Here is a 15,591-nt window from a genome sequence, read left to right as displayed (position 1 = left end):
GTCCCGTCAGGCCAGCCGGCGGAGCGCGTCCCGGGCGCCCAGGATGCCCCGGTGGCCGGCGAGACGGTCGAGCTGCTCGAGAGCCAGCTCGGGGTCGAACCCCACGGTGAGCAGCGGTTCGAGCAGTCGGAGCGCCTCGCCGAGCGGCAGCTGACGACAGACGTCGATCCCGGTCCGCTGCACGGTCGTCGCGCGAACGAGCCCGACCGGTTCCACGTCGTCGGGCCCGAACGTGGCCTCGGCCGTGAGGCGCAGCGGGTGCGGGTCTGCCCGGCGCGAGCGGGACGCGACCAGCACGTCGAGGCGACGTGGCGGGAACAGCCCGGTGTGCAGCCAGACCGCGCTCCCACGCCCCACGACACCCCGGGCCGGTACGAGCGGGGCGAGCGCGAGCGAGCGCCTGGCGGGCGTCTCCTCGAGGTCGGCCGCGATCGCGACGTCGCCCCACAACGGTCTCAGGACGCCGTCGTCCAGGTACCTCCACCACGCGGCGGCGCCGACATCGGACCGCCGCAGCGTCTCGGGGAGGATCAGCGGTCGGGAACGGTACGGGGCGAGGACGTCCATCCGACGAGCATCGCCGGAACGCGAGCCCCGACGCCGCCGAGCAGCCGATCTGTGGACGACGACGGGGCCGGGCCGACCGGCCCGGCCCCGTCGAACGATCAGCTGGCCGTCCCCGTCAGCCGCGGGCGTCCTGGGCCGCCCGCTGAACCTGCTCGAGCCACGCGCGACGGGCGTCGAGCGCTGCCTGGGCGTCGGCGATCTTGCGGGCGTCGCCCACGGCCTTGGCCTTCGCGAGGTCGGCCTCGAGCCCGGCGATGGCCTGCTCGAGCTGAGCAGCCGCACCCTCGGCGCGCGCGCGCGTCTCGGGGTTGGTGCGACGCCACTGCGCCTGGTCGGTGTCGCGGACGACCGCCTCGACCGCGCGCAGCCGGCCCTCGATGCGCTGGACGTCGCCGCGCGGAACCTTTCCGGCGGCCTCCCAGCGGTCCTGGATGCGGTTGAGCGTCTGCTTGGCGGCGGCGAGGTTGGTGACCGGGAGCAGCGCCTCGGCCTCGGCGAGGAGGGCCTCCTTGACCTCGAGGTTCGCGCGGAACTCCTCGTCGGTGGCGGCGCTCTGGGCGTCCCGCGCCGCGAAGAACGCGTCCTGGGCGGCCCGGAACCGGGCCCACAGGGCGTCGTCGTCGGCGCGGCTGGCGCGACCCGCTGCCTTCCACTGGACCATCAGGTCGCGGAAGACCCCGGCGGTCGCGCCCCAGTCGGTGCTGGTCTGGAGACGCTCGGCCTCGGCGACCAGGGACTCCTTGACCTGCTTGGCGGAGGCGTTGCGGGTCTCGAGCTCGGCGAAGAAGTGCCGACGCTCGCGGTCGAACGTGGTCCGTGCGTGGCTGAACCGCTTCCAGAGGGTCTCCTCCGTCGGCCGGTCGAGGCGCGGTCCCGTGCGCTGCGCCTCCTTCCACTGGTCGAGCAGCACGCGCAGCTGCTCCCCGGCGGGCCGCCACTGGATGCGCGACGGGTCCGTGCCGGCGATCTTCTCGGCCTGCTCGACGATCTGGGTGCGGGAGACGACGGCTGCCTCGCGGGCGGCCGCCCGCTCCGCCTCGGCGACGGCGCGACGCTCGGCCGCGGTGGCGCGCAGAGCCTCGAGCCGGGCGCGCAGCCCGTCCAGGTCGCCGACGGCGGCCGGCTCGGCCGTCTCCTCGGTCAGCTTGGCGAGCGTCTGGTCGATCTCCTTGACGGAGAGGTCAGCCGCGCCGAGGCGAGCCTCGAAGAGCGCCACCTTGGCCTGGAGGTCGAGGAACCGCCGCACGTAGAGCGCAAGAGCCTCATCCTTGGTCGCGCCCGGGAACTGCCCCACGACGCGCTCGCCGGCGGCCTCGCGCACCGACACCGTGCCCTCGTCGTCGACGCTGCCGAAGGTGGCGGCGATCGCTGCCTCGGCGGCGTCCTGCGGGGGTGCGACCGGTGCCGGCGCGGCCGCGGCGGACGCCGGGGTTGCGGGGTGGGTCGGCGGGTGGGGGACGGGACGCGGCCGCGGGCTCGGGCGCGGCGTGGGCCGGGGGGCCTCGTCGGTCGGGGTGACGGCGTCGAGCACGGTGACGTCGTCCGAGACGACCTCGCCGTCGACCCTGACGATGTCCTCGACCACGACGACCTGCTCGACGACGTCGGGCGCGCCGTCGCCGTCGACGTCGGTCACGACGGTGATCTCCTCGACCACGACGGTCTCCTCGACGACGTCGAGCTCCCCGTCCCCGTCGACGTCCGCGACGACGGTCGTCTCGTGCACCGTGACGACGTCCTCGATGACCTCGTCGTCCGTGATCGTGATCTCGTCGGAGACGACCTCCTCGGACACGGTGACGTCCTCGAGCACGGAGACCTCGTCGGAGACGACCTCGCCGTCGATCGTGACGATCTCCTCGAGGACCACGAGGTCCTCGACGACGTCGATGACGCCGTCGCCGTCGACGTCCGTCGCAGTCGTGACGTGCTCGACGAGCTCGGTCTCCTCCACGACGTCGAGCTCTCCGTCGCCGTCGACGTCCGCGACGACGGTCGTGTCGTGCACCGTGACGACGTCCTCGACGACCTCGTCGTCGGTGATCGTGATCTCGTCGGAGACGACCTCGTCGGACACGGTCACGTCCTCGACGACCGTGACCTCGTCGGCGACGACATCACCGTCGACGGTGACGACCTCCTCGACCAGCAGGGCGGTCTCGACGACGTCGCCGTCCGAGATCACGGTGACCTCCTCGACGAGGACGACGTCCTCGACGACCGCGCCGTCGACCAGCGCGATCTCGTCGGAGACGACCTCCTCGGTGACGACGACGGCGTCGGCGTCCTCGAGATCGTCGGGGGAGTCGGACGCGGCGAGCGCCTCGTCCGGCGCGTCGACCGCGTCGGTCCCGGGGGCCACCTCCGCGTCGTCGGGCACGGGACCGGGCGTCGGGGTCTGAGTCACTGGATCTTCACTCCCTCGATGATGACGTCGGACACCGGGGCCTGAGTGCCCGTCGTGGTGCCCGCGTCGGCGATGGCCTGCACGACGGGCATACCCGACGTGACGTGACCGAACACGGTGTAGCCGCCCGCGGTGTCCGCGGGGATGGTCGAGTCCTTGTAGACGATGAAGAACTGGCTGCCCATCGACGAGCCGTTGTTCTGCTGTCGGGCCATGGCGATCGTGCCGGCCGGGTAGACCCCGTCGGCGGGCGCGTTCTCGATCGGTCCCCAGGTGTAGCCGGGGCCGCCCGAGCCGGTGCCGGTCGGGTCGCCGCACTGCAGCACGAAGAGGCCGTCGGCCTCACCGGTGAGGCGGTGGCACTTCGTCTTGTCGAAGAAGCCCTTGCCGGCCAGCGTCACGAAGTTGGCGACGGCCTGCGGCGCCGCGGCACCGTCGAGCGAGATGCCCACGTCGCCCTGCGTCAACGAGATGTCGCCGGTCCAGGTGCGGGCCTGCGCGAGGGAGGGGTCCGGCACGTCGGCGGAGTTGGCGGTGGGCGCGGTCGTCGGTTCGGCGGCCGGTGTCGTGGCCGACGCGGACGGCGTGCCGTCGTCGTTGTTCAGCACGACCAGCGCACCGACGCCGAGGGCCAGGACCAGGGCGGCGACGACGCTGCCCGCGATCCAGCGCTGACGCGACTTGCGCGCCCGCGCGTGAGCCTGACGCTCCTGCCACTTCTCGTACCGCCGACGCTCGTACTCCCGTTCGCGCTTGATGGACACGCCCACTCCTCGCATCGTTGTGCGTCGACGACAGGCACCTCACCTGCCGCACTGCACGAAGCAACCCCGGACAGTCTAGGCAAGCCCGGGGTGCGCACCGCCATCGGGGCCACGCGGCGGGACGGCGGGCGGGCTACGGTGCGTGGCATGCAGGTGATCACGGTCGTCGCCCCGGTGTTCGGCGCGCGGTGCAGCATCCTCGTCGACGACGACGGGTCGTGCGTCGTGCTGGACGCGGGGGCGGGGGTGGCGGACGACGTCCTCGACCTCGTCGCGGCCCGCGGGTTGACCCCCCTCGCGGTGCTGGCCACCCATGGTCACGTCGACCACACGTGGGACGCCGCCCGGCTGTCGGCGGCGTTCGAGGTGCCCGTCCTCCTGCACGCCGCGGACGCGTACCGGCTGGCCGACCCGTTCGGCACGCTCGGCGTCCTGGGCCACGCCGTGCACGACCCGCGCGGCCCGCTGGCGCAGGCGCTCGCCGCCGCGGGCGTCGAGCCGTCGTCCTACAAGGCGCCCACCCGGATCGAGACGTTCGGCGCCGCCGCGGACCCGCGCAGCCCGGACGTGACGCTCGAACTGGGCGGCTTGCGGATCGTCGCGCGGCACGCGCCGGGGCACACCGAGGGCAGCACGCTCTACCTCATCGACACGGGTGACGCAGGCGAGGGCCAGCTCGCGTTCACGGGCGACGTCCTGTTCGCCGGCACGATCGGCCGCACCGACCTGCCGGGTGGTGACTCGGCCACCATGGAACGCACCCTTCGGGAGGTGGTGGCCCTCCTCGCCCCGCCGACGGTCGTCATCCCGGGGCACGGGCCGACCAGCACCATGGCCTCCGAGCTGGTGGACAACCCGTTCTTGAACGGCTGAGACGTCTGGAAGGATCGGGCCCCATGGCACGACCGACCCCCCTGTCCGGATTCCCCGAGTGGCTGCCCGAGGGGCGCCTCGTCGAGCAGCACGTCCTCGACGTCCTGCGCCGCACGTTCGAGCTGCACGGGTTCGCCGGGATCGAGACCCGGGCGGTCGAGCCGCTCGACCAGCTCCTGCGCAAGGGCGAGACCTCCAAGGAGGTCTACGTGCTGAGCCGGTTGCAGGAGGAGGAGCTCGATCGGACCGCCGGGCTGGGCCTGCACTTCGACCTGACCGTGCCCTTCGCGCGGTACGTGCTGGAGAACGCCGGGCACCTGGCCTTCCCGTTCCGGCGCTACCAGATCCAGAAGGTCTGGCGCGGTGAGCGCCCGCAGGACGGGCGCTTCCGCGAGTTCGTCCAGGCAGACATCGACGTGGTGGGCGCCGGAGCGCTCCCGTACCACTACGAGGTCGAGCTGCCCCTGGTCATGGCCGCCGCTCTCGGCGCGCTCCAGGAGATCGGCGTCCCCCCGGTGCGGATCCTCGTGAACAACCGGAAGGTCGCGGAGGGCTTCTACCGCGGTCTCGGCCTGGACGACGTCGAGGCCGTGCTGCGCTCCATCGACAAGCTGGACAAGATCGGTGCGGACAAGGTCGCCGCGTTGCTCGTCGCCGAGGTGGGTGCCGACGAGGCGCAGGCGCGCGCATGCCTCGCGCTCGCCGCGATCAGCGGCTCCGACGAGGGCGTCATCGACGCCGTCCGCGCCCTTGCCTCGAGCCTGGACGTCTCGAACGAGCTTCTCGACGAGGGCCTCGCGGAGCTCGGTGCTCTGATCCGCGCGGCCTCCGTGCGGGCACCGGGCGTCGTCGTCGCGGACCTGAAGATCGCGCGCGGGCTCGACTACTACACAGGGTCCGTCTACGAGACGGTCCTGGTCGGCCACGAGCAGCTCGGCTCGATCTGCTCCGGCGGCCGGTACGACACGCTCGCGTCGGACGGGGCGACGACCTACCCGGGCGTCGGTCTGTCGATCGGCGTGTCCCGGCTGGTCTCTCGCCTCCTCGGCGCGGGCCTCGTCCGCGCCAGCCGTTCCGTGCCCAGCGCAGTTCTGGTCGCGGTTGCGTCGGAGGAGGACCGGGACCGTTGCGACGCGGTCGCGGCGACGATCCGGTCGCGTGGCATCCCCGTCGAGGTCGCCCCCTCGGCCGCCAAGTTCGGCAAGCAGATCCGGCACGCGGACCGGCGCGGGATCCCGTTCGTGTGGTTCACAGGCGTCGACGGCGCGCCCGACCAGGTCAAGGACATCCGCTCGGGGGAGCAGGTGGATGCCGACGCGAGCACCTGGGCACCCGACGCGGCCGACCTGTGGCCGCGGGTGGTGCCCGCCGAGGCTTGACAGGCGTTCGAACACATGTTCGCATGAGGTCATGCGATGGGATGGCCAGAAGCTCGGGACGGACGATGCGACCGTGCTGCCCGGGCTCGCCATGGCGGGACTGCAGCGCAGCGTGCGGACGCCCGAGTTCGCCGGCGTCACGTTCCACGAGGTCACCTGCAAGAGCGCCCTGAACAAGGTGCCGGCGGCGTCGGCGATGCCGTTCCGGTGGACGGTCAACCCGACGAGGGGCTGCCTCCATGCCTGCTCCTACTGCCTCGATCCAACCACCCGGATCCTGATGGCCGATGGGCGCGAGCGGGCGCTCGGTGACATCGCCATCGGCGACGAGATCATGGGGACCCGCCTGATCGGCCGTTACCGTCGCTACGACCGGACCGTGGTCAGCGACGTCTGGCATACGCGGAAGCGCACGTTCCGGGTGACTCTCGAGGACGGCACGGTCCTCGTGGCGAGCGGTGATCACCGCTTCCTGACGACACGCGGATGGAAGCACGTGACCGGCGCGACGTCGGGTCGTGAGTGCCGACCGCATCTGACGACGAACGACAAACTTCTCGGCTTCGGCGTCGGGCTGGTACCCGCCGCCGACGACGTCACCATGCGCTCTACCGACTTTCGACGCGGCTATCTCGCCGGAATGATCCGGGGCGACGGCACGATGCTCCAGCGCACGTACACCAGGCAGTCCGGGCGCCCCGATGACGTGAGCAGGTTCCGGCTCGCTCTCGCGGACTCCGAGGCGCTCGACCGGAGTCAGCAGTACCTCTCCGACGAGGGAGTCGCGACGTATCGGCGACTGTTCGGCCGCCCGCAGATGAACCGGCGTCCCATGTCCGGCATCTTCACCTCTCGAACCGCGCACCATGACGACATCACGGGCCTGATCGCGTGGCCACCCGAACCGAGTGTGGCCTGGCGGCAGGGCTACCTGTCGGGGCTCGTCGACGCCGAAGGTAGCTGCTCGCGCGGAGTCCTGCGCATCTCGAACTCAGATCCGGCGATTCTTGCGCAGGCGCGGCAGGCGTTGTCGTCCCTGGGGATCCCGCACGTTCAGGAGCCGGCGCGGCAGAACGGGGTCGCCAACATCCGCGTCACCGGCGGACTCGCCGAACGGAGGCGGTTCTTCGCGCAGACGAGCCCGGCGATCACTCGCAAGCTCGACTTCGTAGGGATGGAAGTGACGTCCACCGCGCGGCTTCGGGTCGTATCGATCGAGGACCTCGAGGTGGTGTCGGACCTGATCGACATCACGACGGCGACCGGCGACTTCATCGCCAACGGAGTGATCAGCCACAACTGCTTCGCGCGGCCGACGCACGAGTACCTCGAGCTGAACGCCGGGCGGGACTTCGAGACGCAGATCGTCGTGAAGACGAACGTCGTCGACGTGCTGCGGGCCGAGCTGCACCGGCCGTCGTGGCAGCGGGAGCACGTCGCGCTCGGCACCAACACCGACCCGTACCAGCGCGTGGAGGGTCGCTACCGGCTCATGCCGGGCATCATCGACGCGCTGGCCGGTAGCGGAACACCGCTCTCGATCCTCACCAAGGGCACGCTGCTACGGCGTGACCTCCCGCTGCTCGCGGAGGTGCAGCGCACGGTTCCCGTCGGGATCGGGGTCTCGCTGGCGATCGGCGACGAGGCGCTGCAGCAGGCCATGGAGCCCGGAACGCCGACGCCCCGCGCTCGCCTGGAGCTCATCCGTGCGGTGCGCGAGGCGGGCCTGCCGTGCGGCGTCATGGTGGCGCCGGTGCTGCCGTGGCTGACGGACGACCGTGCCCGACTCGACGCCCTGCTGGCGGAGCTGGCCGCTGCGGGGGCGACGGGCGTCACGGTCCTGCCGCTGCACCTGCGCGGCCCGGTCAAGCCGCTCTTCCTCGCCTGGCTCGGCGAGCACGCCCCCGCGCTGGTGCACCGGTACGAGGCGCTCTACGGGCGCGGCGCCTACGTGCCGCAGGAGTACGCCCGCTGGCTCGAGCGTCGGGTGCGTCCGTTGTTGGTCCGGCACGGCTTCGAGGGCCGGGACCGGCGTGCGTTCCGACGGCAGGGGGAGGGGGCGTACCCGGAAGGGAGCGTCGTCGCCGACGCCGGGTTGCCGGCGCTCGAGCTGCCGGTCGCCGCGGCGCAGCCGGTGCTGTTCTGAGCACGGGCGGTGCGCCGGACACGCACCTGGCGTGTCCGGGTGACCACCAGCCGCATCTCGTTCGACGGGCACATCGCCGGGTTCGGGACCGTCGAGGGCACGCGCGTGGTCGTCGGCCGCTGGCTGGTCTCGCCGCTCGGGTCCTTCGTCGACGTCATGGTCGAACGCGCCGACGGCGCCCGCCTGCTGCTCGCGCCGCGCGACGACGTCGCGGAGCTGGTGGCGGCGACGTACACGTCCGACGCATCCCACGTCGTGCCCGTGACGTTGCAGACCGACGAGGCGCGGCGTCGCTGGAGGCCGCGCGCGGGGCCGCTGACCGTCGACCTCACGATCGGTCCTCGGACGGTCGTCGGGCTCATGCTGGCGCTGGTGCCGCGCCATCCGGCGGTCGCTCCACTGGTCGCGACGGCGGTCGACCCGCTCGCCCGCGTGATCCTGACCGGCGTCCGCGCCCACGGGACGGCAGGCCACGATCGTCGGGAGTGGTACGCCGCGACCGACCAGCACGCGGTGACCGGAGTCCGGGCGCTGTGGGGCTCCTCGGACCTCGGGGGACTGGCACCGGTCGGCCCGGCGGTCCCGTTCGGGTTCTCGTCGGTGCCGCTGACGCCGAGCCTCACGCGAGTCCGCAGCACGATGGAATTGACGGCGGGGCGCCGACCCGGCGGGCACTAAGATCGTGCGGGCGTCCGACGGGCGCTCCCACCCCCGACCCCGAAGGACCTTCCGTGCTCCGCACCCACACGGCCGGCTCTCTGCGAGCCGAGCAGATCGGCACCACCGTCACCCTCACGGGCTGGGTGGACCGGCGGCGCGATCACGGCGGCGTCGCGTTCGTGGACCTGCGGGACGCGTCCGGCATCGCCCAGGTCGTGATCCGCGACGAGAGCGTCGCGCACGGCCTGCGCGCCGAGTACGTGCTGCAGGTGACGGGCGAGGTCGGTCGTCGGCCCGAGGGGAACGAGAACCCGAACCTCGCGACAGGCGAGATCGAGCTCGTCGCCGCGGACGTCGTCGTGCTCAACGAGGCGGCGCCGCTGCCGTTCCAGGTGTCGTCGTCGCTGGACGAGACGGTCGGCGAGGAGGCGCGCCTGAAGTACCGCTACCTCGACCTGCGCCGTCCGGCCCCCGCCAAGGCCATGCGCCTGCGCGCCAAGGCCAACCAGGCCGCGCGTCGCGTGCTCGACGCGCAGGAGTTCGTCGAGGTGGAGACGCCCACGCTGACGCGCTCGACGCCCGAAGGTGCCCGCGACTTCCTGGTGCCCGCGCGACTGAGCCCCGGCTCCTGGTACGCGCTGCCGCAGTCGCCGCAGCTGTTCAAGCAGCTGCTGATGGTCGGCGGGCTCGAGCGGTACTACCAGATCGCCCGCTGCTACCGCGACGAGGACTTCCGCGCGGACCGTCAGCCGGAGTTCACGCAGCTGGACGTCGAGATGAGCTTTGTCGAGCAGGACGACGTCATCGCGCTCGGCGAGCAGGTGCTGGTCGCGCTCTGGGACCTGATCGGGGTCACCATCCCGACGCCGATCCCGCGCATGACGTTCGCCGACTCGATGGCCCGGTACGGCAACGACAAGCCGGACCTGCGCTTCGGCCTCGAGCTGGTCGAGCTGACCGAGTACTTCGTCGACACCCCGTTCCGCGTGTTCCAGGCGCCCTACGTCGGTGCCGTCGTCCAGCCGGGTGGCGGTTCGACGCCGCGCCGCGGGTTCGACGCCTGGCAGGAGTGGGCCAAGCAGCGCGGCGCCAAGGGCCTCGCGTACGTCACGGTCGGCGAGGACGGCGAGCTCGGGGGACCGGTCGCCAAGAACCTGTCCGAGGCCGAGCGGGCCGGTCTGGTGGCCGCCGTCGGCGCGAGCCCGGGCGACGCGGTGTTCTTCGCGGCGGGCAAGACGAGCGAGGCCAGGGGGCTGCTCGGGGCCGCGCGCCTCGAGATCGGCCGCCGCGGCGACCTCATCGACCCGGACGAGTGGAAGTTCGTCTGGATCGTGGACGCGCCGCTGTTCAAGCCCACCGGCGAGGACGACGACGTCGCGGTGGGCGGCGGCGCCTGGACGGCCGTGCACCACGCGTTCACGTCGCCGACGCCGCAGTGGATCGACACGTTCGAGCAGGACCCCGGCGCAGCGCTGGCCTACGCCTACGACATCGTCTGCAACGGCAACGAGATCGGCGGCGGATCGATCCGTATCCACCGCAGGGACGTCCAGGAGCGCGTGTTCGACCTCATGGGCATCGGCCCGGCCGAGGCGCAGGAGAAGTTCGGCTTCCTGCTCGACGCGTTCCAGTTCGGCGCGCCGCCGCACGGCGGGATCGCGTTCGGCTGGGACCGCATCCTCGCGCTGCTGACCGGCTCGGAGTCGATCCGCGACGTCATCGCGTTCCCGAAGTCGGGCGGCGGCTACGACCCGCTGACAGCCGCGCCGGGTCCGATCACGCCCGAGCAGCGCCGCGAGGCGGGCGTCGACTTCACGCCGAAGCCGGCGTCCGCAGGTCCGGAAAGCGCGCCCAAGGCCTGATGGCGGATTTCCTCGAGCGCCTCCCGCCCCGGTGGCGGGAGGACCGCATGATCCTCGGCGACCGTGCCCGGTGGCGCGACGTCGAGGTGATCGGGGACGACGACGGGTTGCTGCTCGTCATCGACGGACCGCGTCGACCGACGCTGCTCGGGCGCGGCGACGCCGAGGCGGTTGGCGCGCTGGTCGCCCGCGCGGAGTGCGGCCCCGCGCGCTGGATGAGCGTCCCGCGACGCTGCGCACCCGGTCCTGACGTGCTGAGCGGGCTCGATCTGGCGCCCTTCTCGACGTGGGACTGGCTGACCTCCGACACACTTCCGTCGGCTGTCCCGCGCGAAGGGGAGGTGCGCCGGCTCGACCACGTCGCCGACGCCGACCGGATCCACACGTGCCTGCGAGAGGCGAATCCGGGGACGTCCGCCGATCCCGCGGGCGACCACGAGCTCGGCTGGTGGGGCGTCGAGGTCGACGGACTCCTGGCAGGCGTCGTCGGCGTCAACGAGCGAGGCGGGCCGACCGACGGCGGCTCGTCGTGGCACGTGCACGGTCTGGGCGTCCTGCCGCGCCTGCGCGGGGCGGGTCTCGGTGCGGCATTGACGGCAGCGGTCACCCGAGCCGGGCTGACCGGCGGGGCTTCCTGGGTCTCGCTCGGCATGTACGCGGAGAATGACGGAGCCCGTCGCCTGTACCACCGCCTCGGCTATCGGACGGAGGCCGAGCTCGCCTCGTTCGGGCCGGCCGGGCAGGATCGTCCGCCGGGCTGAGGCTCACCAGCGCAGCGGCGGCGGGCCGTCCTGCGTGAACGCCGGGTTGCGTGGCTCGTCGACCGGCTCGGGCGTCGGGTCGTCCTCGTGGACCCATGCCCAGATGCCGGGCAGGAACTTCAGCCAGAGCAGCAGGTTGTCGGCGTCGAAGACGATCCACCACTTCTCCGCGACCCACACGAAGAGCGCCGTCGTCGCGACGATGACCGCCGTCCATCCGACGCCGAACGCGATGACGAAGGAAGCGGTCAGGAGGAGCAGCGGCGCGACGACGGCCGCGGTCGCGGTGACGGCGACGGCCCGGCGCACCCGACGTTCTGGATACCAGCTCCACCGGACGCCGAGGAGGTCCTGCCAGGTCGTGCCGAACACTCTGCGCACCCTTCGCTGTGGACGGCGGGAGAGTCACGACGCTACCGGCGGTCGTCCGCTCGACGCATGGCCGTCACCCGTTCGGTCGGGCGCGGGTCAGTGGATGATGCCCAGTCGTTCGTGCACCCGGCGCAGGAAGGCCGGTGCCCACCAGTTCCTCCGGCCGAGCAGGGTCATGGTCGCCGGGACCAGCAGCAGGCGGACGATCGTCGCGTCGATGAGCACCGCGATCGCGAGCGAGAAGCCGACCTCCTTGATCACGAGCAGCTTTCCGGCGACGAAGCCGGCGAACACCACGATGACGATCAGCGCCGCCGAGGTGATGATCCGGCCGGACCGCTGCATGCCGAGCCGGACGGCCTCGTCGTTGGGCACGCCGGCGTCGACCAGCTCCTTGATGCGCGAGAGCAGGAACACCTCGTAGTCCATCGCCAGGCCGAACCCGAACGCGATGACCAGGGTCACCACGTACGTCTCGATCCCGCCGGTCGGCGTGAAGCCGAGCAGCCCGGACAGGTGCCCGTCCTGGAACACCCAGACCATGACGCCGAGCGACGCGGCCAGGGAGAGCGCGCTGGTGAGCAGCGCCTGGACCGGCACGACGATCGAGCCCGTCATGAGGAAGAGCAGGACGATCGTGGCCAGGGCGACGATCGCGATCGCGATCGGTGCGCGGGCCATGACGGCCGCGGTGAAGTCGATCTGCGACGCGGCCTGCCCGATCACCCAGGTGGGGAAGGGGGCATCCAGGGCCCGGAGCTCCTCGACGACATGCCGGGACGTGGCGTCACCGGGATCGTCGGTGTCGGGCCGGACGCCGATCGTGACGTAGGAGCCGACCGCGGCCGGCGGGTCGACGGACGCGACCCCGTCGATGCCCTCCAGGGTCGCGGCCCAGCTGGTCGCCTCCGCGAGCGTGGTCTCGGCGACGATCGTCACGGCCGGCGTCGACGCGGCGGGGTAGTCGCTGGCCAGGAGCTCCACGAACTGTCGCTGGGTGCTTCCCTGGGGCAGGAGCTCGGTGGTCGAGTTGCGCACCTCGAGGTGCGCGAGGGGGACTGCCAGCAGGCCGAGCAGCACGACGGTCGCGCCGAGCACCCACCAGGGACGGCGCTGGACCCGCCCGGTGAGCCGGGAGAACAGGCCCTCCTCGGTCTGGACGTCGGAGGTGTGCGCGAGCACGACGCGCAGCCCGGGCACCCGGTCCAGCACGCTCGGTCGGATCAGCCGCCGGCCGGCGAGGGTCATCAGCGCGGGCACGAGGGTCAGTGCCGAGAGCAGCGCGACGACGATGACGGCGACGCCCGCCGCTCCGAACGCGCGAAGGATCGGTGGTTGGAAGACGAGGAGCCCGGCGATCGCGATGGCGACGATCAGGGCGGAGAACGTCACGGTCCGTCCCGCCGTGGCCATGGTGCGCTCGATCGCCGTGATCACGGCGCCGTCGCCACGCCGTCGTCGGCTCGCCCGGCCCTCGTCCTCGTCGACGAGCCGGTGCAGCTCCTCCCGGAACCTCGAGACCATGAGCAGGCCGTAGTCGATCGAGAGCCCGAGGCCGAGGACGGTGACGATGTTGACCACGGACGAGTCGAGGTCGATCACGTACGAGAAGGCCAGCAGCGCCGCGAGCCCACCGGAGATCGACGCGATCGCGCCCGCCATCGGCATCGCGGCGGCCAAGAACCCGCCGAACACCAGCACCATGACGATGAGGGCGATGGGCAGGGCGATCGCCTCGCCCGTGCGCAGGTCGGTCTGGACCTGCTGGGTGATCGCGTCGACGATCAGTGGCGTGCCGCCGACGATGCCCGTGACACCCGGCGCGGCGGACTGCAGGTGGGCGGGCACCTGGTCGAGCTGGGTGTGCACCTCGTCGACGACGGCGGTCTGCGCGTCGCCGGTCAGCGACGGATCGAGCTCCACGACGACGAGGAAGCCGTCGCCACCCGTGGCCACGAGGGGCGCAGCGGCGGGGTTCGCGGCGCCGTCGGGCAGCCCGAGCGGGTCGATCACGGTGGCGACGCCGTCGATCGCGGACAGCTGCGCCCGCACGGAGTCCATCGCGTGGTCGACGGCCGGGTCCGCCGGGTCGATGCCCTGCAGGGCCAGCGTCAGCGACTCGCCGCTCTCGTCCGCCGTCTCGAGGATGGTGCGGCCCTGCTCGCTCTCGGACCCGGGTACCACGGGCGCGCCGGCGGTGAGCCGGTCGAACAGGTTGTCCCCGTGCACGCCGACCACGGCGAACGCGTAGCCGAGCACGACGAGGACGAGCCACACGGCGACGGTGAGGCGTGGGCGGTGGGCGACGATGCGACCGACACGGGCGAACACGCTGGCCATCGTCGCAGGTGGAGCGCGCAGCTCGCACACGCGCTGCCCCGGCGCCGTGCCCGTGGGTGTCCGTGCGTACTCTGCCCGCATGGACCTCTTCGATGCGGTGACGTCGACGACCTCGGGCCTGCCCACGGTCGGCGAGGGCGCGCCGCTCGCGGTGCGGATGCGGCCGCGCTCGCTGGACGAGGTCGCCGGGCAGGAGCACCTGCTCGTGGCGGGATCGCCCCTGCGCCGCCTGGTCGAGCCGGCCAACGACGCTGCTCGTCGGGCCGCCCCGACGTCCGTGGTCCTGTGGGGTCCGCCCGGCACCGGCAAGACGACCTTGGCGTACCTGATCGCCGCGACGTCAGGCCGCCGGTTCGTGGAGCTCTCGGCGGTCACGGCCGGAGTCAAGGACGTCCGGGCCGTCATCGAGGACGCGCGCCGACGGCTGGCGACGGGCGGCGCCGAGACCGTCCTGTTCATCGACGAGGTGCACCGGTTCACCAAGGCCCAGCAGGACGCGCTGCTGCCGAGCGTCGAGAACCGCTGGGTGACGCTCGTGGCCGCGACCACGGAGAACCCGTCGTTCTCGGTGAACTCCCCGCTGCTGTCGCGGTCGCTGCTGCTGACGCTGCAGCCGCTCGGCACGGACGACGTCCGACGCCTCGTGCGCCGGGCCGTCCAGGACGAGCGCGGTCTGGCCGGAGCGGTGGTGCTCGACGACGACGCCGAGGACCACCTTCTGCGCCTGTCCGGGGGCGACGCCCGCAAGGCCCTGACCATCCTCGAGGCGGCCGCCGGCGCTGCGCTGTCGGAGGACGGCGCGGTCGAGCCGGTGCTGATCGACCTCGCGACCATGGAGCGCGCCATCGATGTCGCCGCGGTCCGCTACGACCGCGACGGCGACCAGCACTACGACGTCATCAGCGCGTTCATCAAGTCGATGCGCGGGTCCGACGTCGACGCCTCCCTGCACTACCTGGCGCGGATGATCGCCGCGGGGGAAGACCCGCGGTTCATCGCGCGGCGCATCGTCATCGCCGCCGCCGAGGACGTCGGCATGGCGGACCCGAGCGCGCTGCAGACGGCCGTCGCGGCCGCGCAGGCCGTCGCGCTCATCGGGATGCCGGAGGCCCGCATCATCCTGGCGGAGGCGGTGGTCCACCTGGCCACGGCTCCGAAGTCCAACGCCGCCTACCTGGGCATCGACCGGGCCCTCGCGGACGTCCGGGCGGGCCGGATCGGTTCGGTCCCGACGCACCTGCGCGACGCCCACTACCCGGGCGCGCGCGACCTCGGGCACGGCACGGGCTACGTCTACGCGCACGACGAGCCGCACGCCGTCGCTGCGCAGCAGTACCTGCCCGACGAGCTGCTGGGCACGCGGTACTACGAGCCCAGCGACCGAGGCTACGAACGCTCGGTCACGGAACGCCTCGACCGCATCCGCGCGATCCTCGACGCTCCGGAGGGCTGACGCGCCC

At 72.4% G+C, this 15,591-nt stretch carries 12 protein-coding genes; 7 read left to right on the top strand and 5 right to left on the bottom strand.

The genetic code is table 11. The features are described 5' to 3' along the window. Positions 1–6: 6 nt before the first annotated feature. The 3 genes from ACPPVS_RS09740 to ACPPVS_RS09730 all read right to left on the bottom strand — a co-directional run bounded on the left by ACPPVS_RS09740 (position 7) and on the right by ACPPVS_RS09730 (position 3,738). Positions 7–567: a hypothetical protein gene (locus ACPPVS_RS09740; protein WP_426592075.1), complete on the bottom strand. Its 561-nt coding sequence runs from the start codon at positions 565–567 to the stop codon at positions 7–9. A 115-nt stretch (positions 568–682) separates the two neighbouring features. After that, positions 683–2,974, bottom strand: coding sequence for a DUF349 domain-containing protein (locus tag ACPPVS_RS09735; RefSeq protein WP_426592074.1), 2,292 nt, complete (start codon positions 2,972–2,974; stop codon positions 683–685). Next, positions 2,971–3,738, bottom strand: coding sequence for a peptidylprolyl isomerase (locus tag ACPPVS_RS09730; protein WP_426592073.1), 768 nt, complete (start codon positions 3,736–3,738; stop codon positions 2,971–2,973). Before ACPPVS_RS09730 ends, ACPPVS_RS09735 begins: the two co-directional genes overlap by 4 nt. A gap of 147 nt (positions 3,739–3,885) precedes the next feature. Between ACPPVS_RS09730 and ACPPVS_RS09725 the strand changes: the two genes are divergently transcribed. From ACPPVS_RS09725 to ACPPVS_RS09700, 6 genes are read left to right on the top strand one after another with little or no spacing between them, the layout of a single operon-like run. After that, positions 3,886–4,611: an MBL fold metallo-hydrolase gene (locus tag ACPPVS_RS09725; RefSeq protein ID WP_426592072.1), complete on the top strand. Its 726-nt coding sequence runs from the start codon at positions 3,886–3,888 to the stop codon at positions 4,609–4,611. A gap of 23 nt (positions 4,612–4,634) precedes the next feature. Beyond that, positions 4,635–5,990: a histidine--tRNA ligase gene (gene hisS / locus ACPPVS_RS09720; RefSeq protein ID WP_426592071.1), complete on the top strand. Its 1,356-nt coding sequence runs from the start codon at positions 4,635–4,637 to the stop codon at positions 5,988–5,990. 31 nt (positions 5,991–6,021) lie between these two features. Next, complete coding sequence (locus ACPPVS_RS09715; protein WP_426592070.1) at positions 6,022–8,136, top strand: intein-containing Rv2578c family radical SAM protein; 2,115 nt, start codon at positions 6,022–6,024, stop codon at positions 8,134–8,136. Positions 8,137–8,175: 39 nt separating this feature from the next. Then, a complete protein-coding gene (locus tag ACPPVS_RS09710; protein ID WP_426592069.1) occupies positions 8,176–8,814 on the top strand; it encodes a hypothetical protein in 639 nt (212 codons plus the stop codon). A 53-nt stretch (positions 8,815–8,867) separates the two neighbouring features. Next, positions 8,868–10,658, top strand: coding sequence for an aspartate--tRNA ligase (gene aspS / locus ACPPVS_RS09705; RefSeq protein WP_426592068.1), 1,791 nt, complete (start codon positions 8,868–8,870; stop codon positions 10,656–10,658). Continuing rightward, on the top strand, positions 10,658–11,419 hold the full coding sequence (locus tag ACPPVS_RS09700; protein WP_426592067.1) for a GNAT family N-acetyltransferase: 762 nt from the start codon (positions 10,658–10,660) through the stop codon (positions 11,417–11,419). The genes aspS and ACPPVS_RS09700 overlap by 1 nt, the downstream gene beginning before the upstream one ends. A 3-nt stretch (positions 11,420–11,422) precedes the next feature. Here the strand turns inward: ACPPVS_RS09700 and ACPPVS_RS09695 are convergent, their stop codons facing one another. Continuing rightward, a complete protein-coding gene (locus ACPPVS_RS09695) occupies positions 11,423–11,791 on the bottom strand; it encodes a hypothetical protein (protein WP_426592066.1) in 369 nt (122 codons plus the stop codon). 96 nt (positions 11,792–11,887) lie between these two features. Continuing rightward, positions 11,888–14,212, bottom strand: a complete 2,325-nt coding sequence (locus tag ACPPVS_RS09690) for an MMPL family transporter (protein WP_426592065.1) — start codon at positions 14,210–14,212, stop codon at positions 11,888–11,890. Between ACPPVS_RS09690 and ACPPVS_RS09685 the strand changes: the two genes are divergently transcribed. After that, positions 14,211–15,584 (top strand): replication-associated recombination protein A, encoded by a 1,374-nt coding sequence (locus ACPPVS_RS09685; protein ID WP_426592064.1) that lies wholly within the window; start codon positions 14,211–14,213, stop codon positions 15,582–15,584. The two genes, ACPPVS_RS09690 and ACPPVS_RS09685, sit on opposite strands and share 2 nt — an antisense overlap. The last annotated feature ends 7 nt before the right edge of the window (positions 15,585–15,591 follow it).

It is taken from the genome of Cellulomonas sp. McL0617, assembly GCF_049994875.1.
GTDB lineage: Bacteria > Actinomycetota > Actinomycetes > Actinomycetales > Cellulomonadaceae > Cellulomonas.
The sequence above is the reverse complement of the archived record's forward strand: the minus strand, read 5'-3'. Positions and strand labels throughout refer to the sequence as shown.

Bases quoted from the DNA above. Each gene is read 5' to 3' on its own strand.
- ACPPVS_RS09740 (WP_426592075.1), bottom strand. From the start codon at position 567: ATGGACGTCCTCGCCCCGTACCGTTCCCGACCGCTGATCCTCCCCGAG.
- ACPPVS_RS09725 (WP_426592072.1), top strand. From the start codon at position 3,886: ATGCAGGTGATCACGGTCGTCGCCCCGGTGTTCGGCGCGCGGTGCAGC.
- hisS (WP_426592071.1), top strand. From the start codon at position 4,635: ATGGCACGACCGACCCCCCTGTCCGGATTCCCCGAGTGGCTGCCCGAG.
- ACPPVS_RS09715 (WP_426592070.1), top strand. From the start codon at position 6,022: ATGCGATGGGATGGCCAGAAGCTCGGGACGGACGATGCGACCGTGCTG.
- ACPPVS_RS09700 (WP_426592067.1), top strand. From the start codon at position 10,658: ATGGCGGATTTCCTCGAGCGCCTCCCGCCCCGGTGGCGGGAGGACCGC.
- ACPPVS_RS09685 (WP_426592064.1), top strand. From the start codon at position 14,211: ATGGACCTCTTCGATGCGGTGACGTCGACGACCTCGGGCCTGCCCACG.
- ACPPVS_RS09690 (WP_426592065.1), bottom strand. From the start codon at position 14,212: ATGCGGGCAGAGTACGCACGGACACCCACGGGCACGGCGCCGGGGCAG.